Below are 23,285 nucleotides of genomic sequence, written 5' to 3' on the forward strand. Positions count from 1 at the left end.
AATGTTCTCCTGAACCAAAATATTGATGAATTGTATAATTATCTGGCAAGTATTCTACATACTTAGCGAGTTCCTCGTTAGTTATCCCGTCCTAAAGTAGAAAACAACAAATAATAAGCATAATATCAACATTTCATTAACCATTGAGATGTAGGGATCGTATGTCTGCCGTACTTACTGCTGAGGAAGCGCTGAAGTTAGTGGGTGAAATGTTTGTCTATCATATGCCGTTTAACCGGGCGCTGGGTCTGGAGCTTGAACGCTATGAGAAAGAATTTGCTCAATTAGCCTTTAATAATCAACCGATGATGGTCGGCAACTGGGCGCAAAGCATTCTGCATGGCGGCGTGATCGCGTCGGCGCTGGACGTTGCCGCCGGGCTGGTGTGCGTTGGCAGTACGCTGACCCGCCATGAGACGATCAGCGAGGACGAACTGCGTCAGCGAATGTCACGTATGGGGACAATCGATTTGCGCGTTGATTACCTGCGCCCGGGGAGAGGAAATCGCTTTACCGCCACCAGTAGCCTGCTGCGGGCGGGGAATAAAGTCGCCGTTGCGCGCGTGGAACTGCATAACGAAGAACAGCTTTATATTGCCAGCGCAACCGCCACTTATATGGTGGGGTAAGTGCCCAAAAAAAGGTAAACTGCTGTTACATTTCTGAAATGAGTTTTCCCGATGGATGCTAAACAAACGCGGCAGGGCGTGTTACTCGCTCTTGCTGCTTATTTTATTTGGGGTATCGCTCCTGCCTACTTCAAGCTGATTTACTATGTCCCGGCGGATGAGATCCTGACGCACCGCGTCATCTGGTCATTTTTCTTTATGGTGGTACTGATGAGCATCAGCCGCCAGTGGTCGGGCATCAAAACGCTGCTACAAACGCCAAAGAAGATCTTCCTGCTGGCGCTCTCTGCAGTGCTCATCGGTGGAAACTGGCTGCTGTTCATTTGGGCGGTCAATAATCATCATATGCTGGAAGCCAGCCTGGGCTATTTTATTAACCCGCTGGTGAATATTGTGCTGGGAATGCTTTTCCTCGGCGAGCGCTTTCGTCGCATGCAGTGGCTGGCGGTACTGTTAGCCGCCTGCGGCGTACTGGTACAGCTGTGGACCTTCGGATCGCTGCCAATCATCGCGTTGGGCCTGGCGTTCAGCTTTGCTTTCTATGGTCTGGTACGCAAGAAGATTGCCGTCGAAGCACAAACCGGCATGCTGATCGAAACCCTGTGGCTTTTACCCGTTGCGGCTATCTATCTGTTTGGCATCGCGGACAGCCCAACCAGCCATATGGGTCAAAACCCCATGTCGCTCAATCTGCTGCTGATTGCTGCAGGTGTCGTGACCACCATTCCGCTGCTGTGCTTTACCGGCGCGGCGACCCGCCTGCGTCTGTCCACGCTGGGTTTCTTCCAGTATATCGGACCCACGCTAATGTTCCTGCTGGCCGTCACTTTCTACGGTGAAGTTCCGGGAGCGGATAAAATGGTCACGTTTGCGTTTATCTGGGTGGCGCTGGCAGTTTTCGTGATGGATGCGATTTATACGCAACGACGGGTACGTCGGAGCTGAAGAAGTGCCGGATAAGGCGTAACCGCCATCCGGCACAGCCATTACAGCCAGTTCTTGCGCTTAAAGTACAGATACGGTGCCAGACCCGCGAGCATCATAAAGACAATCGCCCCTGGGTAACCGAAGCTCCAGTGCAGTTCCGGCATGAACTCAAAGTTCATCCCGTAGCTGGAAGCCACCAGCGTCGGCGGCAGGAACACCACAGAGACCACCGAGAAGATCTTGATGATGCGGTTCTGCTCGATATTGATAAAGCCCATCGCCGCCTGCATCAGGAAGTTAACTTTCTGGAACAGTGATTCGTTGTGCGGCAGCAGGGATTCGATATCGCGCAGAATCTCGCGCGCCTGTTCCAGCTGACTCCCCGGCAAACGCGCTTTACGCACCAGGAAGTTCAGTGCGCGCTGGGTATCCATCAGACACAGGCGGACCTTCCAGCCAATATCTTCCAGTTCCGCCAGCGTCGAAAGCGCTTCGTCATATTCATCGCCCTGACGCCCTTCCATGATCACACGGCTGAGTTTTTCCAGGTCGCTGTAGATATTTTCGATCTCATCCGCCAACTGTTCAATTTTAGTTTCGAACAGGTCGAGCAGCAGCTCGTAAGCGTTGCCATCCACCATCGCCTGATTACGCGCACGCATGCGGTACAGGCGAAATGCCGGCAGCTCGCGCTCGCGCAGAGTAAACAGGCGACCTTCGCGAATGGTAAATGCGACGGTTGAGTTACCCGCGTGATCGTCGGCATCTTCATAGAAGAAGAAGGAGTGAATGTGCAGACCGTCTTCGTCTTCAAAAAAACGCGCAGATGCTTCGATGTCTTCCAGTTCAGGGCGCGTAGCCAGATTCTGGCCCAAGTCCTTTTGCACACGGTTTCGTTCTTCGTCATCCGGCTCGACTAAATCGACCCAAACCGAACTGGCCAGGTGCTCGATTTCGTCTGCCTCAAGGCGAGTTAAACGATTGTTTTCCAGTTGAAATGCGCTCAGCATGACCGGGACTCCCAATGCAAAAAATTATCGGACAGTTCGGAGGGCACACAGAAACAAATTGGGTTTCAGACCATTAAACAGCCTGACTCAGCGCGACGGGAAAAAACAGAAGGTCGCTGACAACCGCGAAGGCTATCAGCAAAAAGGGATAGCCTTAGGAGTTGATCCTGGATGACAGGATAATGAGCCAGTATCTACTGGGTGTGTCCAAGGCGAATGTCCTCTTAGCGTAATCGTGCGCGCATGTTACGCCAGCAAAATTTTGACGTCAACACGCAACAGATGGCGAAAAAGTAATAATTTCCCCTTATACAAAAAGGTTAGCAGAGGGGAATTATTTATCTATGATTTCAGAATATTAACCGACAGATAGCGGGATGGCGGCTTCGCCTCGTCCGGCCTGGAAATCAAAATGTTACCCGGTCTGTAGGCCGGATAAGACGCGCCAGCGTCGCCATCCGGCAAAGCCAAACCGATCAAACCGTTTCCAGTCTGGCGTAGGCTGCCACCAGCCATTTGATCCCTTGCCCCTGGAACGCGACCTGCAAACGACTGTGCTCACCGCTTCCTTCCAGATTGACGATGGTGCCCTCACCAAACTTAGCGTGGCGCACGCGCTGGCCGAGCTTGTAGCCGGTATCATTTTCCGCCATTGGCGTGCCCATCCGCTGATGGCTCACCGGGCGGCTAACCGTGGCGCGCAGGCGAACCTCTTCAACGCACGCTTCCGGCAGTTCGCCGATAAAGCGCGACGGGCGGTGGTAAACCTCTTTGCCGTACAGACGACGCGTTTCGGCGTAGGTCAGCGTCAGCTTTTGCATCGCGCGAGTCACGCCTACGTAAGCCAGGCGGCGCTCTTCTTCGAGGCGCCCGCCTTCGTCCAGCGACATCTGGCTGGGGAACATGCCTTCTTCCATACCCACGATAAATACCTGGGGGAACTCCAGACCTTTCGCCGAGTGCAGCGTCATCAGTTGTACCGCATCCTGCCAGGTATCCGCCTGCCCTTCGCCTGCTTCCAGCGCGGCGTGAGACAGGAACGCCTGTAGCGGCATTAAGTCTTCGTCTTCTTCGTTGTAGCTGAACTGGCGCGTTGCCGTCACCAGTTCGTCTAAGTTTTCGATACGCGTCTGACCCTTCTCGCCTTTTTCCTGCTCGTACATCATGCGCAGGCCGGAGTCTTTAATCACCCGGTCAGTCTGCACGTGCAGCGGCATATCGGCGGTCTCCTGCGCCAGCGCATCGATCAGCTCCATAAAACGCTGTAAGGCGCTGGCGGCACGACCCGCGAGGGCTTTTTCCTGCAACAGCTCACGACAGGCCTGCCACAACGTAAGCTGGCGGTCACGGGAGGTCTGACGCACGACATCTAATGTACGATCGCCAATCCCGCGGGTTGGCGTATTCACCACACGTTCGAATGCAGCGTCGTCATTGCGGTTAGCGATCAGGCGCAGGTAGGAGAGCGCATCTTTGATTTCCTGGCGTTCGAAGAAGCGCATCCCACCATAGATACGGTACGGCATGCTGGTTTGTAACAACGCCTCTTCCAACACGCGCGACTGGGCGTTGCTGCGATACAGAATGGCGCACTGTTCCAGCGCACCGCCGTTGTCCTGCCAGGTTTTGATACGATTGACCACAAAACGCGCTTCATCGAGTTCGTTGAACGCGCAGTACAGTGAAATTGGTTCGCCGTCGACGCCATCGGTCCACAGCTTTTTACCCAAACGCCCGTTGTTGTTTTCAATCAGGGCGTTGGCCGCGCTGAGGATGTTGTTGGTCGAGCGGTAGTTCTGCTCCAGGCGAATGGTTTCTGCGCCCGGGAAATCCGTGAGGAAGCGCTGGATGTTTTCCACTTGCGCCCCGCGCCAGCCGTAGATCGACTGGTCATCATCGCCAACGATCATCACTTTGCCTGTATCGCCCGCCAGCAGGCGGATCCAGGCGTACTGAATGTTGTTGGTATCCTGGAATTCGTCCACCAGGATATTGGTAAAGCGTTCGCGGTAGTGCTGCAGGATATGCGGCTTGTTGAGCCACAGTTCATGGGCGCGCAGCAACAGCTCGGCAAAATCCACCAGCCCCGCACGGTCACACGCTTCCTGATAGGCCTGATACACTTTCTGCCAGGTTTGCTCTACCGGGTTGCCATAGCTCTGCAGATGGTGCGGGCGCAGCCCTTCGTCTTTCTGGCTATTGATAAACCACATCGCCTGACGCGGCGGCCACTGCTTCTCATCAAGATTCATCGCCTTGATCAAACGCTTGAGCAAACGCAATTGGTCTTCGCTGTCGAGGATCTGGAAATCCTGCGGCAGGTTCGCATCCATATGGTGCGCGCGCAGCAGGCGGTGCGCCAGACCGTGGAATGTACCCACCCACATACCGCCCTGGCTGGTTCCCATGATCTGGCCAATACGGTGGCGCATTTCCGCCGCCGCTTTGTTGGTAAAGGTCACCGCCATAATGGAGTATGGCGAATTGTTCTCTACCGTCAGTAACCAGGCGATACGGTGCACCAGCACGCGAGTTTTACCACTCCCCGCGCCGGCCAAAACCAGCATGTTGCTGCGTGGCGCGGCCACCGCTTCACGCTGTTTATCATTAAGGCTGTCGAGCAGGTAAGAAACGTCCATTGGCACCGCCGCGTAAAAGTAGGTAAGGCGGATAAGCGTAGCGTCATCCGCCAAAAAGCTGGGTATATATACAGAGTTCTGCTGGTGATTATATCAGCGAGGTCAGAGATGCCAACTGTGAAATTTCGATATGCGGCAGCAAACGGCTGTCTGCGGTTTGCATCAGGTCGGCATTTTCCGGTTTGATCCAGCAGGCCTGCATACCGCAACGGATGGCCCCCGCCACGTCTGTCGTCAGGTCATCGCCCACATGCAGAATCTCAGCCACAGGCATTTTCAGTTTATCCGCCGCCAGCGCATACATGTCGCTGAACGGTTTTGATCGCCCGTCGGGACCGGCGCGCAGCACAAACTCAAAGTAATCGCCCAGGCCGAACAGTTCTGGCTGTGCGTTACCGTTGGTGATCGCCACCAGCGGCCATTTGCGGGCCAGCGCCTTCAGCGTGTCATGCGTCGCCTGCGGGACGTCAATGCGGCTACGCCATTTGGCGAAATTCATCATCGCCGCATTTGCCCCCATTCTGGCTTCTGCTTCTGACAATCCCGCCTCCAGCATAGCGCGCTCTACGGCGCGGTGACGCCATTGGGTAACGTCGTGGTAGATTTCCGGCTCAGCGTCGCGAACGGCCTGACGTAAGCGCTGTAGGTCGCTATTTTGCAACGAATTCAACGCCGGATGGTAATTCTGTACAAACGCGAGCGCTTCCTGCTCGGTGCGTGTGATAACGGGACGGTTATCGTAAAGGGTGTCATCAAGGTCAAAGGTGAGCGCAGAAATGCGCCCCAAAGGCCGGTAAAAACGCATTATTTCCCCCGTTTGGCGCGTGGATGCGCCGCATCGTACACTGAAGCCAGGTGTTGAAAATCAAGATGGGTATAGATTTGGGTAGTGGAGAGATTAGCATGCCCCAATAACTCCTGTACCCCGCGCAGATCGCCGCTCGACTCCAGCATATGCGTCGCAAAAGAGTGGCGCAATTTGTGGGGATGTACGTGGCTGTTCAGCCCCTGTTTGATCCCCCATTCCGCAAAGCGTTTTTGCACATTACGCGCAGAAATGCGTTTGCCCAGTTTTGACAGGAATAACGCATCGTCATCGCTGCCAAATAGCCCCCGCAGGTCCAGCCAGTGCTCAATCCACGCCACTGCATTGCGGCCAATTGGCAGGCGACGTTCTTTACTGCCCTTCCCCATCACCCATACTTCGCCGGTGTCGAGATCGAGATGTTTAATATCCAGCCCAACCAGTTCAGACAAACGCAGCCCTGCGCCGTACATCACTTCTAACATTGCCCGGTCGCGCACGGCGAGGGGATCGTTGAGGTCGATATCCAGCAGACGATTAACGTCGTCGACATCGATATTTTTAGGTAGATGACGCGGTGCTTTCGGCGCGGAAACACTTTTTGCGGGATTGGCTTTCAGCTCGCCCTGATTAACCAGCCAGTCAAAGAAACTGCGCAATGCGGAGAGACGCAGCGCCAGGCTCGCTGGCCCCAGCCCTTTACGACGGCTGCGCACGGCAAAACTGCGTACCATCGAAGCGTCACATTGTTGCCAGCTTTGCAGACCGGTCTCTCCGGCTAACGCAATGATGGCATCAAGCTGACGCTGATAATTCAGCAATGTGATCGGGCTAAGCTGGCGCTCAACGCCCAGATAGCGTAAAAAGCGCGCCACATCCTGAGAAAGGGGTGAATCGGTCATACGCGTTCAATCCAGCGCTCCAGCAGCTCCGGCAACATCAGCGAGATTTCCTGCAGTAATTGCGTACCTTGCCCCTGCTGGTAATGATTAACGTCGCGACTGCTGAACAGCATCACGCCCAGGGATCCATCTTGCCCCAACATCGACATCGCCACCGAGCCTACCGCTTTCGCCTCGGGCATCATGACCAGAAGTTCCGGGCCATTGAGCGGTCCAAGATAGTGCAGTGACTGGCCCAGACGCTGAATACGCAGCGGTTCAAAAGCCTGACGGCTTAATGCCAGATGAGTGAATTTTGATGGCGCACCAAGTCGCCAGCGATCCGGGAACAGACGAACCGTCGCCCCAGCCAGCCCTAACTCACGCGCCCAGCGATGAAATCGCATCAGCATGTCGTCAAGACTGCTGGCCGATACCAGCCGTGCTTGCAGATTTAACAGTCGATAGAACAGGCTTTCATTGGCGTTGGCTTGTTCCATCAACAACGCCATATTCTCTTCCAGCACGTTGATATGATTACGTGCCCGCGCCATATGCCATTCCACTAAAGAGACCGTACCCCGCACCGGGTGCGGAACACGCATCGCTTCAACTGCCTGGGCATTACGGATAAAAAACTCAGGATTACGTTGCAGGTAATCGACGACCGCCCGGTCGTCCAGCTCCATCAGCGTTTCCTGTAGTTCTTCCCCTGGTTGCTTCATAAGTGAATAAATCCGTCGTAGACATGTGCCGCCGGGCCAGTCATATACAGCGGATGACCCGGACCTCTCCAGGCGATATCAAGTCGACCGCCCGGTAATTCCACCCTCACTTCTTCTGCCAGCAGGCCCTGCTGGATACCAACCGCAACAGCGGCGCACGCACCGCTGCCGCAGGCCTGCGTTTCACCCGCGCCGCGCTCATAGACGCGCAGCCGGATATGCTCGCGCTTTACCACTTGCATAAATCCGATATTGGCGCGTTCAGGAAAGCGTTCGTGGCTTTCCAGAACCGGCCCCAACGTTTCTACCGTGGCCGTATCAACATCATCAACCTGAATTACGCAGTGCGGGTTCCCCATTGAAACCACGCCGCACAATACTGTCTGTTCAGCCACGCGCATAATATAGGTCTTCTCTGCTTTGTTGGCGCGAAACGGAACCTGCGCGGGTTCAAAATTGGGTTCACCCATATTCACCCGTACCAGCTCGTCGTCGGTTACGGTTAATACCATACGACCATTAGCGGTACTGACGCGAATATCACGCTTATTGGTCAGCCCTTTCAGGCGAACAAAGCGGGCAAAACAGCGGGCGCCATTGCCACACTGTGACACTTCACTACCGTCGGCATTAAAAATACGGTAGTGGAAATCCAGCTCCGGATCATACGGAGGTTCAACCACCAGCAGTTGATCAAATCCAACGCCGAGATGCCTGTCGGACAAGCGGCGGATCAGCTCTGGTGAGAAAAAGACATTCTGCGTTACCGCGTCGACGACCATAAAATCGTTGCCAAGGCCATGCATTTTAGAGAATTGCATCATTCACTCCGTTCACGCGGGTACAGAAATATACATCTATTCCTGCCGTCAGTAATTCACCTGAGAAGGCCCGTCACTAATCCCACGATCGTTTTTCTCTGGCGTGGTGGATTGTGATTGCGGCTGAACGCTCTTGGTCGGAGGCGGCGCGGTTTTATCTGCTGGCGGGAAATAGAGCGGGCCTTTTAGCCCACAGCCCGTCAGGCTGAACAGAGTAAAAATGACAGCGAGTGGCTTTAACACGTTTTTCATTATCGATTGCCTGTAAAGTTCATGCTTTCTGTTTTCTATCATCGCAGGAGAAGGCGTAAAAGCAAGAGTTAGCCTGTAATCTGCAACGCGTTTTGTTTCAGGTTATACTGCCGTCATCACGAAAAACAGGATAAGAAAATGAACGACAGTGAATTTCATCGCCTTGCTGACACCCTGTGGATGACCATTGAAGAGCGTCTGGATGACTGGGACGGCGACAGCGATATCGATTGTGAGATCAACGGCGGCGTGCTGACCATCAGCTTCGAAAACGGCAGCAAAATTATTATTAACCGTCAGGAGCCGCTGCATCAGGTGTGGCTGGCGACCAAACAGGGCGGCTACCACTTTGACCTGAAAGGCGACGAGTGGATCTGCGATCGTAGCGGCGAAACGTTCTGGGATCTGCTAGAACAGGCGGCGACACAGCAGGCGGGTGAAGAGGTGAGCTTCCGTTAAGTTTTATTGCCGGATACGCTTCGCTTATCCGGCATCATGCTCACGAGAAATACTGCTGCAACAGCGGAGTGTCGTTTTCCTGACTGACGGGCGGCACGGCGCTAATCGGCTGGGTACGGAACGGGATCACCTGCGCGCGCCCATCGGTTTTCACAATCTGATAGAACTGCGGCAGGTTAAAGTTGATGAAGCTGGAGCCGTAGGTAAAGCGATCGTGCGACGACGAGTAGAAACGGCTGACATCGCGTACCAGCTCCTCTTTGCTGCCTTCGCAGTGGTGATACACCTCAGCCCGATTACTCTCATCCAGAATGTAGATATTAAAGCCCTGCTCATCACCCGTTTCTTCGAAAAAGAACTGAATGATCCCTTCGCTGGCAAAACCGTCAACCACTGACGGGAGTTTCACATGATTGGTCTCAACCTGAACGGAAAGCCCGTGCAGTTTGTTATGTGAAATCGCGCCATAAAATTCAATCGCGTTTTCCAGCTTCTGTACCGAGACGTTCAGGCGCTCGAAGAACAGACCCCACGTCTGACCGGAAACGCGCAGCGCTTTGAAGCGTCCGGTTTCCTGACGGGTGCTGGAGAGGCGCAACTCGATGCACTCAGACACCAGTTGCTGTACACGGGTGCGAATTAAACCGCGCAGATGCTGGCTATAGCAGAAGACCTCGACGCTATCCGGCGGCGCGGCATCCTGGTGCATTTTGCCGAGAATCGTTTTTAACGCTTCAATCATCGCCTGCTCACCGTTGAAGTGCAGCGTACGCACTTCATTCCACGAGTTGCGGTACAGCAGGTCGACGCTACCCACCAGGCAATTTTGTTCTTCACCAAAGCTGAAGACGTCCAGCTTACGGAAATCAAAATGAACCACCTGATTGCGAAATGCTGCCGTCGGGTCATATTCAAGGTTAACAATAATCGCCAGGTGGCGAATCTCGCACGGGCTATAGAGCGCTTTCGGCGTTGGCGCTGGCAGTCGCAGCGGGAAGTGATGCGACACGTCGGCGACCATTTCTTGCAGCTTCGGCAAATCAACAATGCCGTTGCCCTTAATAAATAAATGCGTACGCGAGGTCAGCAGGCCGTTGAACCAGGCCCACGCCACCAGTTTATTGAGGTAGCGGTTATATTCCAGCGGCTGATGGCTGATGATCGAGTCCATGTTAGGCGCGCGGTTATAGAGATACCAACCCGAACGGTTGGCACGGCCCGGCGGCACATGGATAAAGGTCAGATTCGGTTCCGAGAGATCCGGAGATATCTGCGGGTTCACCAGCGTTACTTTACCTGGTAATGCTTCAAACGCGGCATACAGCTTACGGGTCAGCACGCCGATATCCTGCGGGCTGGCGCTCACGCTGAGGTTATTTCGGCGGGCAAAACGGATCAGGTTACGATAGCTCTGCATCATCGCATCGAGCAGTTCGTTATGCGCTTCGCGTACCTGGTCAATCTTCCAGTTAGCGCGGTTATCCAGCATGGTCAGACGGGCGTCATCCCAGCCCCACTCTTTCACTAACTGACTTAATACTTCACGACGCCAGCCCACGCAGGCGCGCTCGCGGCTCAGTTTCTCACACACTTTTAAGTAGAAACATCGACGCACTAAATCCAGACGAGTCGGGTCTTCGATCGCCGTGAGGTACTCGGTAACGCGCTCCAGCATCATGCAGTAAGGGTCGAGACCAAAAGAGACGATCTCGCCATCGTGCAGGCGCTGTTTAATATCTTTCGCCAACAGGCGTGGATTGGGGTATTCCCAGGAATAAGCTTCCAGCAGCAGCGTTTTCAATACCGCTTTGTACGGGGAGTCGATACTCTTGTACAGCTGCCAGAGGCTGGCGCCAAAGTACTCTTCGGCGGAGAGCGAACTGAGTCCGCCGAGATCCAGCCATTCGTTTGGCGTTAACACACCCTGTGCGTAAAGCGTCATGACGTAATCGTCGTAATGCTCTTCTTCGTCGCCCGGCACCATATTCCACAGAATACGTTTACCCGCGAGACGCACAGCGGTGCGATAGAATTCATCAAGCAGCAGGATATGCTGCGTCGAGCCACAGTCTTCACCACCCAAACTGCCGCTTTCATTGTGGCGGAAACGGTTTTCATCAATCAGGAAGAAGCTGACTTCCACGCCCAGCGAGGCGGCCCAGCTTTCCAGCAGGCTACATTTACGCTGCAGCAACTGGCGCTCTTCGCTATCCAGCCAGGATTGATGGCAGACCCAAATATCAAGGTCAGAGGAACAGCTTTGCCCTACCGAAGAGGTGCTGCCCATTGAGTAAACGCCGGTGATAGGCAGTTCGCCCTTGGGAGGATCCTGCGGTGACATACCGCGGTACAGTTCAAGTTCGTTCAGGTAGTGGCGTTGGGTTTCATCAGGCGTGTAAAGGCATATGCCTTTGGGAACGTTACCATCAAGGTAACCCGGCATCAGCGGATGGTGGTAGTGCAATAATGTCGGCAGCAGACTGTATACCTGCTGGAAGGCAGGTCCCATGGCAGCAAGCGCGCGATCCACACGCAGTTGATTTATGGCATCCAGTCTCTGTTTCAGAGTCTCAATATAGAGGTACAAGACGTATCGCCTGATGTTGCTATCCGTCATGTTGTCGATTGCTGCGGCACAAGCGCTCACAATAATCGTCATCAATTCGGATAAACCGTATGTCAAAAATAACCGTTACCTGTTTTTTCGCCCATATTTTTTTATGCTGTACAGCCGAAAAAATGGTCTAAAACGTGATCAATTTAACACCTTGCTCATTGACCGTAAAGAAAGATGCGCTACATACAAGTGTAGCACCGTTCGTTACGTGTAAATTCCTTCATACGGTCGGGAGGTTTCTCGTCATTATTCACTGCCAGTGATGATGCAGCGCCTTTTCCTCTCACTCACGTTTGAGCGTAACGCTGACATCCCTTTGATAAGGATGTTAGGATGGTCAATGATTGATAATGACGGTAACAAGCATGTTAGACAATGTTTTGAGAATTGCCACACGCCAAAGCCCCCTTGCGCTCTGGCAGGCACATTATGTCAAAGACGCCTTAATGGCAAACCACCCCGGTCTGATCGTGGAACTGGTTCCGATGGTAACCCGTGGCGATGTGATCCTTGATACCCCGCTGGCGAAAGTCGGGGGGAAAGGGTTGTTTGTTAAAGAGCTGGAAGTCGCGCTGCTGGAAAAACGCGCCGATATCGCCGTGCATTCCATGAAGGATGTGCCGGTTGAATTCCCTGACGGTCTTGGACTGGTCACCATTTGCGAGCGAGAAGATCCGCGTGATGCTTTCGTCTCAAATAAGTACAACACGCTGGATGAACTACCGGCAGGCAGCATCGTCGGGACATCCAGTTTGCGTCGCCAGTGCCAGTTGGCAAAGCGTCGCCCGGATCTCGTCATCCGTTCACTGCGCGGTAACGTAGGTACGCGTCTGAGCAAACTGGATAACGGCGATTATGACGCCATTATTCTGGCGGTCGCCGGATTAAAACGTTTAGGTCTTGAGTCGCGAGTCCGCACCGCTCTGCCGCCGGAAGTCTCCCTACCCGCTGTCGGGCAAGGCGCAGTTGGCATAGAATGTCGACTGGATGATATGCGCACTCAGGCGCTGTTAGCACCGCTCAACCATGAAGAGACGGCGCTGCGCGTCAAAGCCGAACGCGCCATGAATACCCGCCTGGAAGGGGGATGTCAGGTCCCTATCGGCAGTTATGCAGAACTCATTAACGGTGAGATTTGGCTGCGGGCGCTGGTCGGCGCGCCTGACGGTTCGCAGATGGTATGCGGAGAACGTCGCGGCGCCGCGCAGGAAGCTGAACAGATGGGCATCTCTCTGGCTGAAGAGCTGCTGGAGAACGGTGCGCGCACCATTCTGGCTGAAGTTTACAACGGAGAAGCCCCCGCATGAGTATTCTGGTCACCCGCCCGTCTCCCGCAGGGGAAGAGTTAGTGAGCCGTCTGCGCACACTGGGGCAGGTGGCCTGGAGCTTTCCGCTCATCGAGTTTTCGCCCGGTCGGGAACTGGCAACGCTGGCTTCCCGACTGTCGGCGCTGACGGAAAACGATCTGGTCTTCGCCCTCTCGCAGCACGCCGTCACCTTTGCAGATGCCGAACTTCAGCAACAAGGGAAAAGCTGGCCCTCCCTTCCGCGTTATTTTGCCATTGGTCGCACAACGGCGCTGGCGCTGCATACCGTTAGCGGTTTCAATATTCACTACCCTCTGGATCGGGAAATTAGCGAAGTCTTGCTACAATTACCTGAATTACAAAATATTGCGGGAAAACGCGCGCTTATATTACGCGGCAATGGTGGCCGTGAGCTGATAGGTGAAACCCTGACAGCACGCGGAGCTGATGTCAATTTTTGTGAATGTTATCAACGCAGTGCAAAATATTACGATGGTGCAGAAGAAGCGATGCGCTGGCAATCTCGTGGTGTGACCACGGTGGTTGTCACCAGCGGAGAGATGCTACAACAGCTCTGGTCGCTCATTCCGCAGTGGTATCGTGAGCACTGGTTACTACGCTGTCGGCTGCTGGTCGTCAGTGAGCGTCTGGCGCACTTCGCCCGGGAACTGGGCTGGCAAGATATTAAGGTCGCTGATAACGCCGACAACGATGCGCTACTACGCGCATTACAATAACTCTCATAATGGGATGCCATAATGACGGAACAAGAAAAATCCTCCGCCGTGGTTGAAGAGACCAGGGAGGCCGTGGAAACCACGTCACAGCCAGTCAATACTGAAAAAAAGAGTAAGAACAGCACGGCGCTGATTCTGAGCGCAGTGGCGATTGCTATTGCGCTGGCTGCAGGCGTTGGGCTGTACGGTTGGGGGAAACAGCAGGCAACAACGCAGACAGCAACCAGCGATGCGCTGGCGAACCAGCTTACAGCGTTGCAAAAAGCGCAAGAAAGCCAAAAAGCTGAGCTGGAAGACATTATTAAACAGCAGGCAACGCAGCTGGATGAAGCCGCTCGCCAGCAAGCCGCGCTGGTCAAACAGCTTGACGAAGTCCAGCAAAAAGTCGCCACTATCTCCGGCAGCGATGCCGGGACGTGGCTGCTGGCGCAGGCTGATTTCTTGGTGAAACTGGCCGGTCGCAAATTATGGAGCGATCAGGACGTTACTACCGCTGCGGCGCTGCTGAAAAGCGCTGACGCCAGTCTGGCGGATATGAATGACCCAAGCCTGATTACCGCCCGTCGCGCGATTACCGACGATATCGCGAGCCTCTCTGCGGTGACTCAGGTCGACTATGACGGCATTATCCTGAAAGTGAATCAGCTCTCTAACCAGATTGATAACCTGCGTCTGGCCGACAACGACACCGACGATTCGCCGATGGATTCCGACAGCAGCGAGCTTTCCAGCTCGATCAGCGAATGGCGCGTCAATCTGCAAAAAAGCTGGCAGAACTTTATGGACAGCTTTATCACCGTTCGCCGTCGTGATGAAACCGCCGTCCCGCTGCTGGCACCGAACCAGGACGTTTACTTACGTGAAAATATCCGTTCTCGCCTGTTAGTAGCCGCCCAGGCCGTGCCGCGTCATCAGGAGGAAACATATCGCCAGGCGCTGGAAAACGTCTCCACCTGGGTGCGCGCCTACTACGACACCGACGATGCAGCCACCAAAGCTTTCCTTGAAGAGGTAGACCAACTGAGCCAACAAAGCATCAGCATGGACGTACCGGAAACGCTGCAGAGCCAGGCGCTTCTCGACAAGCTCATGCAGACCCGCGTACGTAATTTACTGGCACAGCCTGCCACAGCGCCGGTTACAGCAACTCCTGCGCCTTCAGCTGAAACTCCGGCAACTGCGCCGCAAGGAGAATAATGATGCTAAAAGTATTATTGCTCTTTGTGCTGTTAATCGCCGGGATCGTTGTCGGTCCAATGATTGCCGGTCATCAGGGCTACGTACTGATCCAGACGGATAATTACAATATCGAAACCAGCGTGACGGGGCTGGTGATCATTCTGATCGTCGCAATGGTCGTCCTGTTTGCGATTGAATGGCTGCTGCGCCGAATTTTCCGCACTGGCGCGCATACCCGCGGATGGTTTGTCGGTCGGAAGCGTCGTCGCGCCCGTAAGCAGACGGAGCAGGCGCTGCTCAAGCTGGCAGAAGGCGATTATCAGCAGGTTGAAAAGCTGATGTCGAAAAACGCCGATCATGCAGAACAGCCGGTAGTGAATTACCTGCTGGCGGCAGAAGCTGCTCAACAGCGCGGTGACGAAGCTCGTGCCAACCAACACCTTGAGCGTGCTGCCGAACTGGCCGGAAATGATACGATCCCGGTAGAAATCACTCGCGTTCGCCTGCAGCTGGCGCGTAATGAAAATCACGCCGCGCGCCACAGCGTAGATAAACTGCTGGAAGTGACGCCACGTCATCCGGAAGTGCTGCGTCTGGCTGAACAGGCCTACATTCGTACCGGTGCATGGAGTTCGTTACTGGATATCATTCCATCCATGGCAAAAGCGCACGTGGGTGATGACGAGCACCGCGCGATGCTGGAACAGCAGGCATGGGTTGGTCTGATGGATCAGGTTCGCGCCGATCAGGGCAGCGAGGGGCTACGTGCATGGTGGAAAAACCAGAACCGTAAAACCCGTCACCAGGTTGCCCTGCAGGTAGCAATGGCTGAACATCTGATTGAGTGTGACGATCACGATACGGCACAGCAGGTCATCATTGATGGTCTTAAACGCCAGTATGACGACCGCCTGGTGCTGCCGATCCCGCGTCTGAAAACCAACAACCCGGAACAGATAGAAAAAGTGTTGCGCCAGCAGATTAAAGCCGTCGGCGATCGCCCATTACTGTGGAGCACGCTGGGCCAGTCGCTAATGAAGCACGGCGAATGGCAGGAAGCCACGTTCGCCTTCCGTGCCGCTCTCAAACAGCGTCCAGATGCCTATGACTACGCCTGGCTTGCTGACGCGCTGGACAGACTGCATCAGCCGGAAGAAGCCGCCACCATGCGTCGTGATGGCCTGATGTTGACGCTGCAGAACAACAATCCCCCGCAGTAATTCCTTCTTGCCCGGTGACGCTTCGCTTACCGGGCCTACCGTTATTTCATATACACCAAATCATTCGAGATGCTTCGAGGCGACTTGAAGGATGAGGTGTATATGCATAAAAAAACGCCCGCTCTTTTGGAGCAGGCGTTAAACAGGTCTGTATGACAACATAAATGGGTGCTTCACTCAACGTTATGTCCATGGTGTTTGATGAGGCCAGAGCGACATCTGTCTGTGGACGATAAGCACCGTAAACGGCTCTGCATCATTCCTGAGTTTATGAGGCCAGATGGCGAACATAAGAGATGGAATGAGCATCTACCCGTATATTATTGCACAAGGCATGCCACGATTGCACTGCAAAAACAATGGAACCGGACTTTTTAAGACATCAGGAAATTCGGGGAAATAAAGGCTGAGAAGGGAAAATCAGAAAACAAAAAACCCCGCCGAAGCGGGGTTCAAAATTGGTCGGCGAGAGAGGATTCGAACCTCCGACCCACTGGTCCCAAACCAGTTGCGCTACCAAGCTGCGCTACTCGCCGTTTTACTGCTTTTTGAATTTTTAGTTCAATTCTTTAAGTCGTGGTGCGAGGGGGGGGACTCGAACCCCCACATCCTAAGGACACTAACACCTGAAGCTAGCGCGTCTACCAATTCCGCCACCTTCGCATTTCACAACTTTAAATTAATGGGGTGGCTAATGGGATTCGAACCCACGACAACTGGAATCACAATCCAGGGCTCTACCAACTGAGCTATAGCCACCACTGCAAATCTTTTACGCGGTATTAAAACCACCGCAGCTCCGGCACCTTACTAAATGGTGCGCCCGACAGGATTCGAACCTGAGACCTCTGCCTCCGGAGGGCAGCGCTCTATCCAGCTGAGCTACGGGCGCTTAGCGCCGTTGCGGGGCTGGATATTACGGAGGTCTCGGTCTGCTGTCTAGTGCTTTTTTAAAATAAATTATCGTTTGGTCATGGTTTGTGCGTTTTGTCGCTTATTCCTGCAATTTTTGGGCTGTGCCATGACGATTCAGGCCAAAAACCTTATAAATGAGCGTCACGGCCAGTAAGAAGATAATGCCAACAAACAGCGACATTCGGGTATCTTCATTAAAGTACATGCCGATTAATACGCAAATCAGGAACGCCATCGTCAAATAGTTCGCCCACGGGAACAGAATCGAGCGGAAGGGATGACTGGCGATCGCCGCTTTATGCGCCTGACGGAAACGTATCTGGCTTATCAGGATCACAAACCACGGCACCATCCCCGGCAGCACGCTGGCGCTATAGACATAAACGAACACACGCTGCGGGTTGGGAATGACGTAGTTCAGGCACGAACCAACCAGCAGGATCGCGATAGAAATAGCCACGCCGGCAACCGGCACGCCCTGGCGCGAAACTTTTCCAACGGCAGCAGGTAGCTGGCGATTCTTTGCCAGCGCGTAAAGCATACGCCCACAGCTGTACATCCCACTGTTACAGCCCGACAGCGCCGCCGTCAGGACCACAAAGTTAATAATCCCTGCCGCGGCGGTAATACCAATCTTGGCAAAGGTGAGAACAAACGGGCTACCGTTACTGCCAATCTCATTCCACGGGAAAATAGTGACGATAACAAAAATCGCACCAACGTAGAAAATCAGAATACGCCACAGCACTTTCCCTACTGCACTACGCAGCGTGACCTGCGGATTCTTCGCTTCACCCGCAGTAATGCCGATCAGCTCCACGCCCTGGTAAGAAGCCACGACAATACACAATGCCGTCAGGAAGCCCTTCCAACCACCAGCAAAGAAGCCGCCGTGCTCGGTCAGGTTGCCAAAGCCGATCGCCTGACCGCCATTGCCAAAACCGAAGAAAATCACCCCTAATCCAATGACGATCATCACAATGATGGTGGTCACTTTAATCATGGCAAACCAGAACTCAATTTCACCATACAGGCGAACCGCGGCGAGATTTGCCAGCGCAACCAGTCCGACAGCTATCAGTGCGGGTATCCATTGTGCCATTTCCGGGAACCAGAACTGGACGTACACCCCGATGGCGGTAATCTCTGATATCCCCACCGCCATCCACATAAACCAGTATGACCAGGCAGTGAGATAACCAAAGAAGGGGCTCATATAACGATGGGCGTAAACAGCAAATGAACCGGCAACCGGCTCGAGGAATAACATCTCACCCATAGAACGCATAATGAAAAAGACGAACAGCCCGGCGACAATGTATGCCAGCAGAACCGAAGGTCCCGCCCATTTCAGGGTACTGGCGGCCCCCATAAATAGCCCGACGCCAATTGTCCCCCCAAGGGCAATTAATTCGATGTGACGAGCCTCCAGCCCACGCTGTAGCTCAGGTTTGTTCTCGGCCATAAATCCTCTTGTTGTGTTTGCATACTGTCCGGTATTACCGGTTCTCGTTATGGGTACATCTTGTTATGCCATAACAGGCCATACGGCACCGACCGCTTAACGGTTGGCGTCAAAAACACCACGGCACTGCAATGATTGTTGCGAATGGTTTCCTAAAATCGCTTAAATGGCAATTAAAGCATTCAAAAAATAAATAGATTGTGCGAGAAAGCAGCGATTATGTTGTGAATAAGTAGCGTAATTAGCAGATCACGCTACTTATCAAAGGAGGGAGGGCGTCAGAGATTGCCGGTATAGTGCCAGCGGAGATAGCGTAATAAGCGAAGTTGACGAGTGATACGGCTTGGCTGCGACAATAAGCGATACAGCCACTCCAGCCCCAGACTCTGCCAGATTCGCGGCGCACGCTTAACGTGACCGGTAAAGACGTCGTAGGTCCCACCGACGCCCATATACAGCGCTTCAGGGTGAATCTTCCGGCAGTCACGCATAAAGATCTCTTGTTTCGGCGAGCCCATCGCCACCGTCACAATCTGCGCACCGCTGGCGTGGATACGTTCAAACAACGCCTGGCGCTGGTCCGGGGTAAAATAACCGTCCTGACTGCCTACAATGTTCACGCGCCACTGGGCACGCAGTTTGGCTTCCGTTTGCGCCAGAACTTCAGGCTTGCCACCAATCAGGAAGACAGGCGTTCCTTCCTGCCCGGCTCGCGCCATAAGCGCTTCCCAAAGATCAGCCCCTGCCACGCGTGAAACCTGCGCCTGCGGGAATTTTTTGCGCACTGAGCGCACCACGCTAATCCCATCCGCATATTTGAACTCAGCGGCGTTGATCAGATCCCGCACTTCAGGGTTATCTTCTGCCGTCAGCATCTTCTCGGCGTTGATTGCCACCAGTGTTCCAGGCCTGAGATGCCCCTCGGCAAACAGGTAATTTAGCGCATGCTGCATATCGCGCCAGCCAATCAATTGTAGCCCGCGCAGCGAGTAGAGTGGCGCAGTTGTGTTATCTGTCATTACGATCCTTCAATCTGTGTCCGGGGCAGCGATTTGATTCGTTTATGGATGAGTCCCGCACTATCGAATAGCCAAAACAGCAGTTTTGCCACCAGCAGACAAACGCCGAAAATCACGAGGAAAAAGACCACTCGCGAGACAAACGAATCCAGCCCTTCACGTGCCAACACGATCATATTGAAAATAGCGCCAAAACAGAAACTGTGCAGAATCGCCGCCTTGTAGCGATTGGTTTCGCGGTTGCCTAACTCATACAGCCAGTCAAACCACTTGATGATGAGTCCAACGACAATCGCGCCTAACGGGATAAACAGCGCCCCGCCCATCACCACCAGTGAACCAATTAACGTCGGCGAAATCGCCAGACCTGAGTGGTTGTTCAACACTTCCCAGGTAAAGTAGTTCGCTGAGTTGAGGACAATACTCGGCCGCCCAGGCCAAAGCCAGGAAGGGATAAAGACGTAGAAGTCACGGACAATCGGCGCCAGCCCCTGAAACTCAATATTGTGGTAATTTTGCAGCAACAGCGCCAGATTCTCCCACGGCGAGAAGGTGTCGCGCGTGAGGTACAGGAAGGTATAGAACGCCTCGTCGCCGCTAACGTTCATCCCATAGCGCTTCAGCGCCAGCCAGAACATCCCGACGATACCCAGCACGCCCGCGGCGGCTAGCATCCACAGCGAAATCCAGCCGCGAATGATGCCGATAAACAAGAAGATGGCAAACGCAATGATGATATTGGCGCGCGTCCCGCCAACAATCATATAGGTCAGCAAACCAAACGCGACGGTACTCACCAGGAAGAATAACCACGCTTTGCTGTCCTGACGCAGGAAATAGACCACCAGCATTGCCGGAATGAAGAAGTAGAAGAAACGCTTCAGAGCGACGCCAGAGACTTCACTGGAAAAAATTTGGCTGTAGGATTGCAGTCTGAACAGCAGGAATCCGTTGTGCATAAAGAAGACGCCCACGCTCACCAATGCAATCGCCATCAGGATAACCCAGGTCAAATGCGCTTCAACGCGATTGATGGTAAATAGCGGCCTGCGTGGCTTATCCTCGACTCGCTTGCGAAGGCGTGTTTTATACGTCACGTAGTAGACGGCATAGAAACAGGCGGCTGACAGCAAGGCCTGCAGCAGGATCTCCGGCGGAGCAACTGCCACATCAAAACGGAACACCAGTATGCTGGTCAACGGGAACCCGAAGAAGAACGTCAGCAAAAACAGCAGTGAGAAGAAAACATTGAAGTTAAAACGCACGCGGCGGAATTCAAACCAGGTCAGCGTGGCGATAAACAAGGTGGAGAGCAGCCATACCACCAGCAGACCGCTAAATTGCATCAGGCTCATACGGTTTCTCCTGAAGCAATACGCAACGCGTTGTGCCACGGCTGCAGATAATTCGGGCTAAAGAAGGTGATTGAATTTTTATCTACCGATGCCAACTGGCGCTGCGCTTCGCGTACGACGCCTTCATTGAGCTCATCAGTGGTAAATAACACCGGGAGATTCTGTTCCACCATATCCTGCCAGAAGGGATTTTCACGGTTGAGCACGCACGGGATACCGGCCTGAATCAGTAAACACAGGGTACCGATCCCCTGCTGACGGGCAAAAATAAAGTAACCCAAATCACACTGACGTAATAATGTCAGATAGGCATCAAATTCCAGCTTTTCACTTAAAATTTGCAGATTCTCAGCGCTAAACAATGCCAGGCCGGCCTGACGAACCTCGTCGATATAAGCCGCATTATTGGCGGGGTACCCCATCGGTACAATCACATTCACCGTGTCGCCGAACTGCTGATGGACGGCGCGTAGCGCGGCAATATGCTCATTGCTGCGATCGCCAGAGTTGCCAACCAGCACCGTCATCTTGCCGCTGCGCTGACACGCGTTGCTCATATTATTGAGCGAGGGATCCATCCGCGTTGGGAAATAGAGCAACTCGCCACGCACGCGCGGATGCTGTTCGGCGAAATAGCTCAAATCACCCCGCGTGGCAAATACGCAGCCCACGCGGTTCTGCGCCATACGGCGAATGGGGTAAAACAGGCGAAATTTCAGTCCACTGGAGACTTCATATAAATCCGCGCCCCAGATATGCCAGTAAAACTGCTCCGGTTTAATTCCCCCGCTCAGCAGCGCTAACCACAGGCTGGTGTTGAACTGACCGTGGAAGAAAAAACGCTGTTGGCGATCCGCTTTTGCTTTCGCGATAACCGCTTCAGCCAGCGCCTTTTTCCCACCATAGAAGCTTAGCGATAACGCCGGGCAGTTCTCTCTGAATCCGGCATCCTGACCTGCAACCATAAACGTGCGCGCGTGCTCGCTCATCGCGGCCAGCGAGTCGTTGAAAAACCGCAGCACGGTTTGGTTATGGTGAGGGATATCCGATCCCAGAACGTGAATCAGTACAGTCATACCCGCCTACGCCAGAGTAAAAACACGCCACAACAAAGAGAGAAATAGACAATGTACGTTGCCATGTAAGCCTGTGCCGCGCCCAGCGCACCATGTGCAGGGATCAGCCAATGTGCAAACGCCGTCAATAACATGAACTGGCTAATTTCTGCCAAGATATAAAACCGCAGCGACGCTTTCGCGATCACCAGATAACCGAAAACATAGGCGCCGACTTTCAGCACATCACCGACCAGTTGCCAGGCGAACAGGTCGCGCATGGCGGTGAATTTAGCGGAGAAAAGCAGCCAGATAGCAAAATCGCGCAGTAGCCAGACGGTAAAGCTTGCGGCAGCAACCGCCGGCAGCACGAATTTCAACGACTTGATCACTTCGCGTGTGATGTCGCGCTTTTCAGTCAAACGCGACAACGTCGGCAGCAAGTAAACGCTGAATGAGGCGGTGATGAATTGCAGATAAGCATCGGAGATACTGCTCACCCCCTGCCAGATCCCCACATCATCCCAGCTGTACTGCGCCGCCAACAGGTTTCGCATCATCACGTATGCCACTGGCAGCGTTACGGAGGTAATCAGCGCCATCAGCGTAAACTTGCTTAACTGCCCTGCCAGACCGTTATCCCACGAGGGTTTCAGGTAATGCAGGGGGATAGTCCCACGCTTAATCAGCATTATAGCGGCAGGGATAACGACCAGCGCAGGTACCAGCGCCAGGCCCAGCAAGGCGCCTTCATACCCTCCCAGGCGATAACAGCCATAATAAGCCGCTACACCCACCAGGCTCCCCACAATCAACGACAGCGCGTTACCCGCCGCATCGCGGAAGCCCTTCATCAGCGCCAGCAGCAGGTTCGCCCAGGCAATGCCCATCTGCACCAGCGCAACCAGTCGAACCAGCCCCTGATAATGAGTATGACCAAATAATCCCTGACTGATAGGTGCGGCCGCCAGCAAAAAAATCACCGCCATCAGCGTAGAGAATCCCAGCACCATCGCGGAAGATGTACCGACCACCTTACGGAGCCGGGCCGGATCGTCATGATGCTGCGCAACGTATTTCGTGACGCCATTGAAAATGCCGGCCCCCGCCAACACGCCAAGCACGGTGACCATCTGGCGGAAGTTACCCGCCTGCCCCACGCCTGCCGGTCCAAACGACACCGCCAGCAACTTCACAACCAGCAAACCTGCACCAATTTTTACCAGCGTACTGGCCGCCGTCCATAAGGACGCTTTTGCAAGCGACAT

Annotated in this window: 21 protein-coding genes and 4 tRNA genes; 7 read left to right on the forward strand and 18 right to left on the reverse strand. The window is 53.9% G+C overall.

Going from position 1 to position 23,285, the window contains the following annotated elements; translation table 11 throughout:
- The first annotated feature begins 161 nt into the window (after positions 1-161).
- Both yigI and rarD read left to right on the forward strand, forming a co-directional pair.
- Positions 162-629: an acyl-CoA thioesterase YigI gene (yigI, locus tag HV345_RS23275; RefSeq protein ID WP_003017917.1), complete on the forward strand. Its 468-nt coding sequence runs from the start codon at positions 162-164 to the stop codon at positions 627-629.
- 51 nt (positions 630-680) lie between these two features.
- A complete protein-coding gene (gene rarD / locus HV345_RS23280) occupies positions 681-1,574 on the forward strand; it encodes an EamA family transporter RarD (RefSeq protein ID WP_016155131.1) in 894 nt (297 codons plus the stop codon).
- Positions 1,575-1,615: 41 nt separating this feature from the next.
- On the opposite strand, the gene corA is transcribed toward rarD, so the two are convergent.
- From corA to HV345_RS23315, 8 genes are all read right to left on the reverse strand, one after another.
- On the reverse strand, positions 1,616-2,566 hold the full coding sequence (gene corA / locus HV345_RS23285) for a magnesium/cobalt transporter CorA (protein ID WP_003017920.1): 951 nt from the start codon (positions 2,564-2,566) through the stop codon (positions 1,616-1,618).
- Positions 2,567-2,720: 154 nt separating this feature from the next.
- Positions 2,721-2,777, reverse strand: a complete 57-nt coding sequence (gene ysgD, locus HV345_RS26270) for a YsgD/CorL family protein (protein ID WP_212723238.1) — start codon at positions 2,775-2,777, stop codon at positions 2,721-2,723.
- Positions 2,778-3,042: 265 nt separating this feature from the next.
- Positions 3,043-5,205 (reverse strand): DNA helicase II, encoded by a 2,163-nt coding sequence (gene uvrD / locus HV345_RS23290; protein ID WP_181636110.1) that lies wholly within the window; start codon positions 5,203-5,205, stop codon positions 3,043-3,045.
- Between the two features lie 88 nt (positions 5,206-5,293).
- Positions 5,294-6,010 (reverse strand): 5-amino-6-(5-phospho-D-ribitylamino)uracil phosphatase YigB, encoded by a 717-nt coding sequence (gene yigB / locus HV345_RS23295; protein ID WP_016155129.1) that lies wholly within the window; start codon positions 6,008-6,010, stop codon positions 5,294-5,296.
- On the reverse strand, positions 6,010-6,912 hold the full coding sequence (gene xerC / locus HV345_RS23300) for a tyrosine recombinase XerC (RefSeq protein ID WP_046274891.1): 903 nt from the start codon (positions 6,910-6,912) through the stop codon (positions 6,010-6,012). Before xerC ends, yigB begins: the two co-directional genes overlap by 1 nt.
- Positions 6,909-7,616, reverse strand: coding sequence for a DUF484 domain-containing protein (locus HV345_RS23305; RefSeq protein ID WP_032932189.1), 708 nt, complete (start codon positions 7,614-7,616; stop codon positions 6,909-6,911). Before HV345_RS23305 ends, xerC begins: the two co-directional genes overlap by 4 nt.
- Positions 7,613-8,437: a diaminopimelate epimerase gene (dapF, locus tag HV345_RS23310; RefSeq protein WP_181636712.1), complete on the reverse strand. Its 825-nt coding sequence runs from the start codon at positions 8,435-8,437 to the stop codon at positions 7,613-7,615. The genes HV345_RS23305 and dapF overlap by 4 nt, the downstream gene beginning before the upstream one ends.
- A gap of 48 nt (positions 8,438-8,485) precedes the next feature.
- A complete protein-coding gene (locus HV345_RS23315) occupies positions 8,486-8,689 on the reverse strand; it encodes a lipoprotein (RefSeq protein ID WP_003017937.1) in 204 nt (67 codons plus the stop codon).
- A 138-nt stretch (positions 8,690-8,827) separates the two neighbouring features.
- Between HV345_RS23315 and cyaY the strand changes: the two genes are divergently transcribed.
- Positions 8,828-9,148: an iron donor protein CyaY gene (gene cyaY, locus HV345_RS23320; protein ID WP_003828967.1), complete on the forward strand. Its 321-nt coding sequence runs from the start codon at positions 8,828-8,830 to the stop codon at positions 9,146-9,148.
- Between the two features lie 40 nt (positions 9,149-9,188).
- Here cyaY and cyaA read toward each other — a convergent pair whose 3' ends face one another.
- Positions 9,189-11,735 carry a class I adenylate cyclase gene (cyaA, locus tag HV345_RS23325; protein ID WP_019078435.1) on the reverse strand — a complete coding sequence of 849 codons (2,547 nt, stop codon included), beginning with the start codon at positions 11,733-11,735 and terminating at the stop codon, positions 9,189-9,191.
- A 395-nt stretch (positions 11,736-12,130) separates the two neighbouring features.
- Between cyaA and hemC the strand changes: the two genes are divergently transcribed.
- From hemC to hemY, 4 genes are read left to right on the forward strand one after another with little or no spacing between them, the layout of a single operon-like run.
- Positions 12,131-13,072: a hydroxymethylbilane synthase gene (gene hemC, locus HV345_RS23330; protein ID WP_016157846.1), complete on the forward strand. Its 942-nt coding sequence runs from the start codon at positions 12,131-12,133 to the stop codon at positions 13,070-13,072.
- On the forward strand, positions 13,069-13,809 hold the full coding sequence (gene hemD / locus HV345_RS23335) for a uroporphyrinogen-III synthase (protein WP_181636111.1): 741 nt from the start codon (positions 13,069-13,071) through the stop codon (positions 13,807-13,809). Before hemC ends, hemD begins: the two co-directional genes overlap by 4 nt.
- Positions 13,810-13,830: 21 nt before the next feature.
- Positions 13,831-15,006, forward strand: coding sequence for a uroporphyrinogen-III C-methyltransferase (hemX, locus tag HV345_RS23340; protein ID WP_181636112.1), 1,176 nt, complete (start codon positions 13,831-13,833; stop codon positions 15,004-15,006).
- 2 nt (positions 15,007-15,008) lie between these two features.
- The gene (gene hemY / locus HV345_RS23345) at positions 15,009-16,208 is read left to right on the forward strand and encodes a protoheme IX biogenesis protein HemY (RefSeq protein WP_016155120.1); all 1,200 of its coding nucleotides are present in this window, start codon (positions 15,009-15,011) and stop codon (positions 16,206-16,208) included.
- 459 nt (positions 16,209-16,667) lie between these two features.
- Here hemY and HV345_RS23350 read toward each other — a convergent pair.
- The 9 genes from HV345_RS23350 to wzxE all read right to left on the reverse strand — a co-directional run bounded on the left by HV345_RS23350 (position 16,668) and on the right by wzxE (position 23,285).
- Positions 16,668-16,744 (reverse strand) — tRNA-Pro (locus HV345_RS23350).
- A gap of 41 nt (positions 16,745-16,785) precedes the next feature.
- Positions 16,786-16,871: transfer RNA gene (locus HV345_RS23355), tRNA-Leu, on the reverse strand.
- Between the two features lie 20 nt (positions 16,872-16,891).
- Positions 16,892-16,967, reverse strand: a tRNA-His gene (locus HV345_RS23360).
- Between the two features lie 56 nt (positions 16,968-17,023).
- Positions 17,024-17,100 (reverse strand) — tRNA-Arg (locus HV345_RS23365).
- Between the two features lie 102 nt (positions 17,101-17,202).
- Positions 17,203-18,588 (reverse strand): amino acid permease, encoded by a 1,386-nt coding sequence (locus tag HV345_RS23370; protein ID WP_181626745.1) that lies wholly within the window; start codon positions 18,586-18,588, stop codon positions 17,203-17,205.
- Positions 18,589-18,866: 278 nt separating this feature from the next.
- Positions 18,867-19,607: a lipopolysaccharide N-acetylmannosaminouronosyltransferase gene (wecG, locus tag HV345_RS23375; RefSeq protein ID WP_065554886.1), complete on the reverse strand. Its 741-nt coding sequence runs from the start codon at positions 19,605-19,607 to the stop codon at positions 18,867-18,869.
- Positions 19,607-20,962 carry an ECA oligosaccharide polymerase gene (gene wzyE, locus HV345_RS23380; RefSeq protein ID WP_016155117.1) on the reverse strand — a complete coding sequence of 452 codons (1,356 nt, stop codon included), beginning with the start codon at positions 20,960-20,962 and terminating at the stop codon, positions 19,607-19,609. The genes wecG and wzyE overlap by 1 nt, the downstream gene beginning before the upstream one ends.
- Entirely contained in the window at positions 20,959-22,038 is a 1,080-nt protein-coding gene (locus tag HV345_RS23385; RefSeq protein ID WP_181598710.1) for a TDP-N-acetylfucosamine:lipid II N-acetylfucosaminyltransferase, read from the reverse strand. Before HV345_RS23385 ends, wzyE begins: the two co-directional genes overlap by 4 nt.
- Positions 22,035-23,285, reverse strand: coding sequence for a lipid III flippase WzxE (wzxE, locus tag HV345_RS23390; RefSeq protein WP_019078442.1), 1,251 nt, complete (start codon positions 23,283-23,285; stop codon positions 22,035-22,037). The genes HV345_RS23385 and wzxE overlap by 4 nt, the downstream gene beginning before the upstream one ends.

This window comes from Citrobacter sp. RHBSTW-00986, from assembly GCF_013783065.1.
Classification (GTDB): Bacteria; Pseudomonadota; Gammaproteobacteria; order Enterobacterales; family Enterobacteriaceae; genus Citrobacter; species Citrobacter braakii.

Excerpts from the sequence above, each read along its gene's own strand:
- rarD (WP_016155131.1), top strand. The coding sequence starts at position 681 with ATGGATGCTAAACAAACGCGGCAGGGCGTGTTACTCGCTCTTGCTGCT.
- dapF (WP_181636712.1), bottom strand. The coding sequence starts at position 8,437 with ATGCAATTCTCTAAAATGCATGGCCTTGGCAACGATTTTATGGTCGTC.
- HV345_RS23305 (WP_032932189.1), bottom strand. The coding sequence starts at position 7,616 with ATGAAGCAACCAGGGGAAGAACTACAGGAAACGCTGATGGAGCTGGAC.
- hemC (WP_016157846.1), top strand. The coding sequence starts at position 12,131 with ATGTTAGACAATGTTTTGAGAATTGCCACACGCCAAAGCCCCCTTGCG.
- hemX (WP_181636112.1), top strand. The coding sequence starts at position 13,831 with ATGACGGAACAAGAAAAATCCTCCGCCGTGGTTGAAGAGACCAGGGAG.
- wzxE (WP_019078442.1), bottom strand. The coding sequence starts at position 23,285 with ATGTCGCTTGCAAAAGCGTCCTTATGGACGGCGGCCAGTACGCTGGTA.
- cyaY (WP_003828967.1), top strand. The coding sequence starts at position 8,828 with ATGAACGACAGTGAATTTCATCGCCTTGCTGACACCCTGTGGATGACC.
- wzyE (WP_016155117.1), bottom strand. The coding sequence starts at position 20,962 with ATGAGCCTGATGCAATTTAGCGGTCTGCTGGTGGTATGGCTGCTCTCC.
- HV345_RS23370 (WP_181626745.1), bottom strand. The coding sequence starts at position 18,588 with ATGGCCGAGAACAAACCTGAGCTACAGCGTGGGCTGGAGGCTCGTCAC.
- yigB (WP_016155129.1), bottom strand. The coding sequence starts at position 6,010 with ATGCGTTTTTACCGGCCTTTGGGGCGCATTTCTGCGCTCACCTTTGAC.
- wecG (WP_065554886.1), bottom strand. The coding sequence starts at position 19,607 with ATGACAGATAACACAACTGCGCCACTCTACTCGCTGCGCGGGCTACAA.
- yigI (WP_003017917.1), top strand. The coding sequence starts at position 162 with ATGTCTGCCGTACTTACTGCTGAGGAAGCGCTGAAGTTAGTGGGTGAA.
- uvrD (WP_181636110.1), bottom strand. The coding sequence starts at position 5,205 with ATGGACGTTTCTTACCTGCTCGACAGCCTTAATGATAAACAGCGTGAA.
- HV345_RS23385 (WP_181598710.1), bottom strand. The coding sequence starts at position 22,038 with ATGACTGTACTGATTCACGTTCTGGGATCGGATATCCCTCACCATAAC.
- corA (WP_003017920.1), bottom strand. The coding sequence starts at position 2,566 with ATGCTGAGCGCATTTCAACTGGAAAACAATCGTTTAACTCGCCTTGAG.
- xerC (WP_046274891.1), bottom strand. The coding sequence starts at position 6,912 with ATGACCGATTCACCCCTTTCTCAGGATGTGGCGCGCTTTTTACGCTAT.
- hemD (WP_181636111.1), top strand. The coding sequence starts at position 13,069 with ATGAGTATTCTGGTCACCCGCCCGTCTCCCGCAGGGGAAGAGTTAGTG.
- HV345_RS23315 (WP_003017937.1), bottom strand. The coding sequence starts at position 8,689 with ATGAAAAACGTGTTAAAGCCACTCGCTGTCATTTTTACTCTGTTCAGC.
- hemY (WP_016155120.1), top strand. The coding sequence starts at position 15,009 with ATGCTAAAAGTATTATTGCTCTTTGTGCTGTTAATCGCCGGGATCGTT.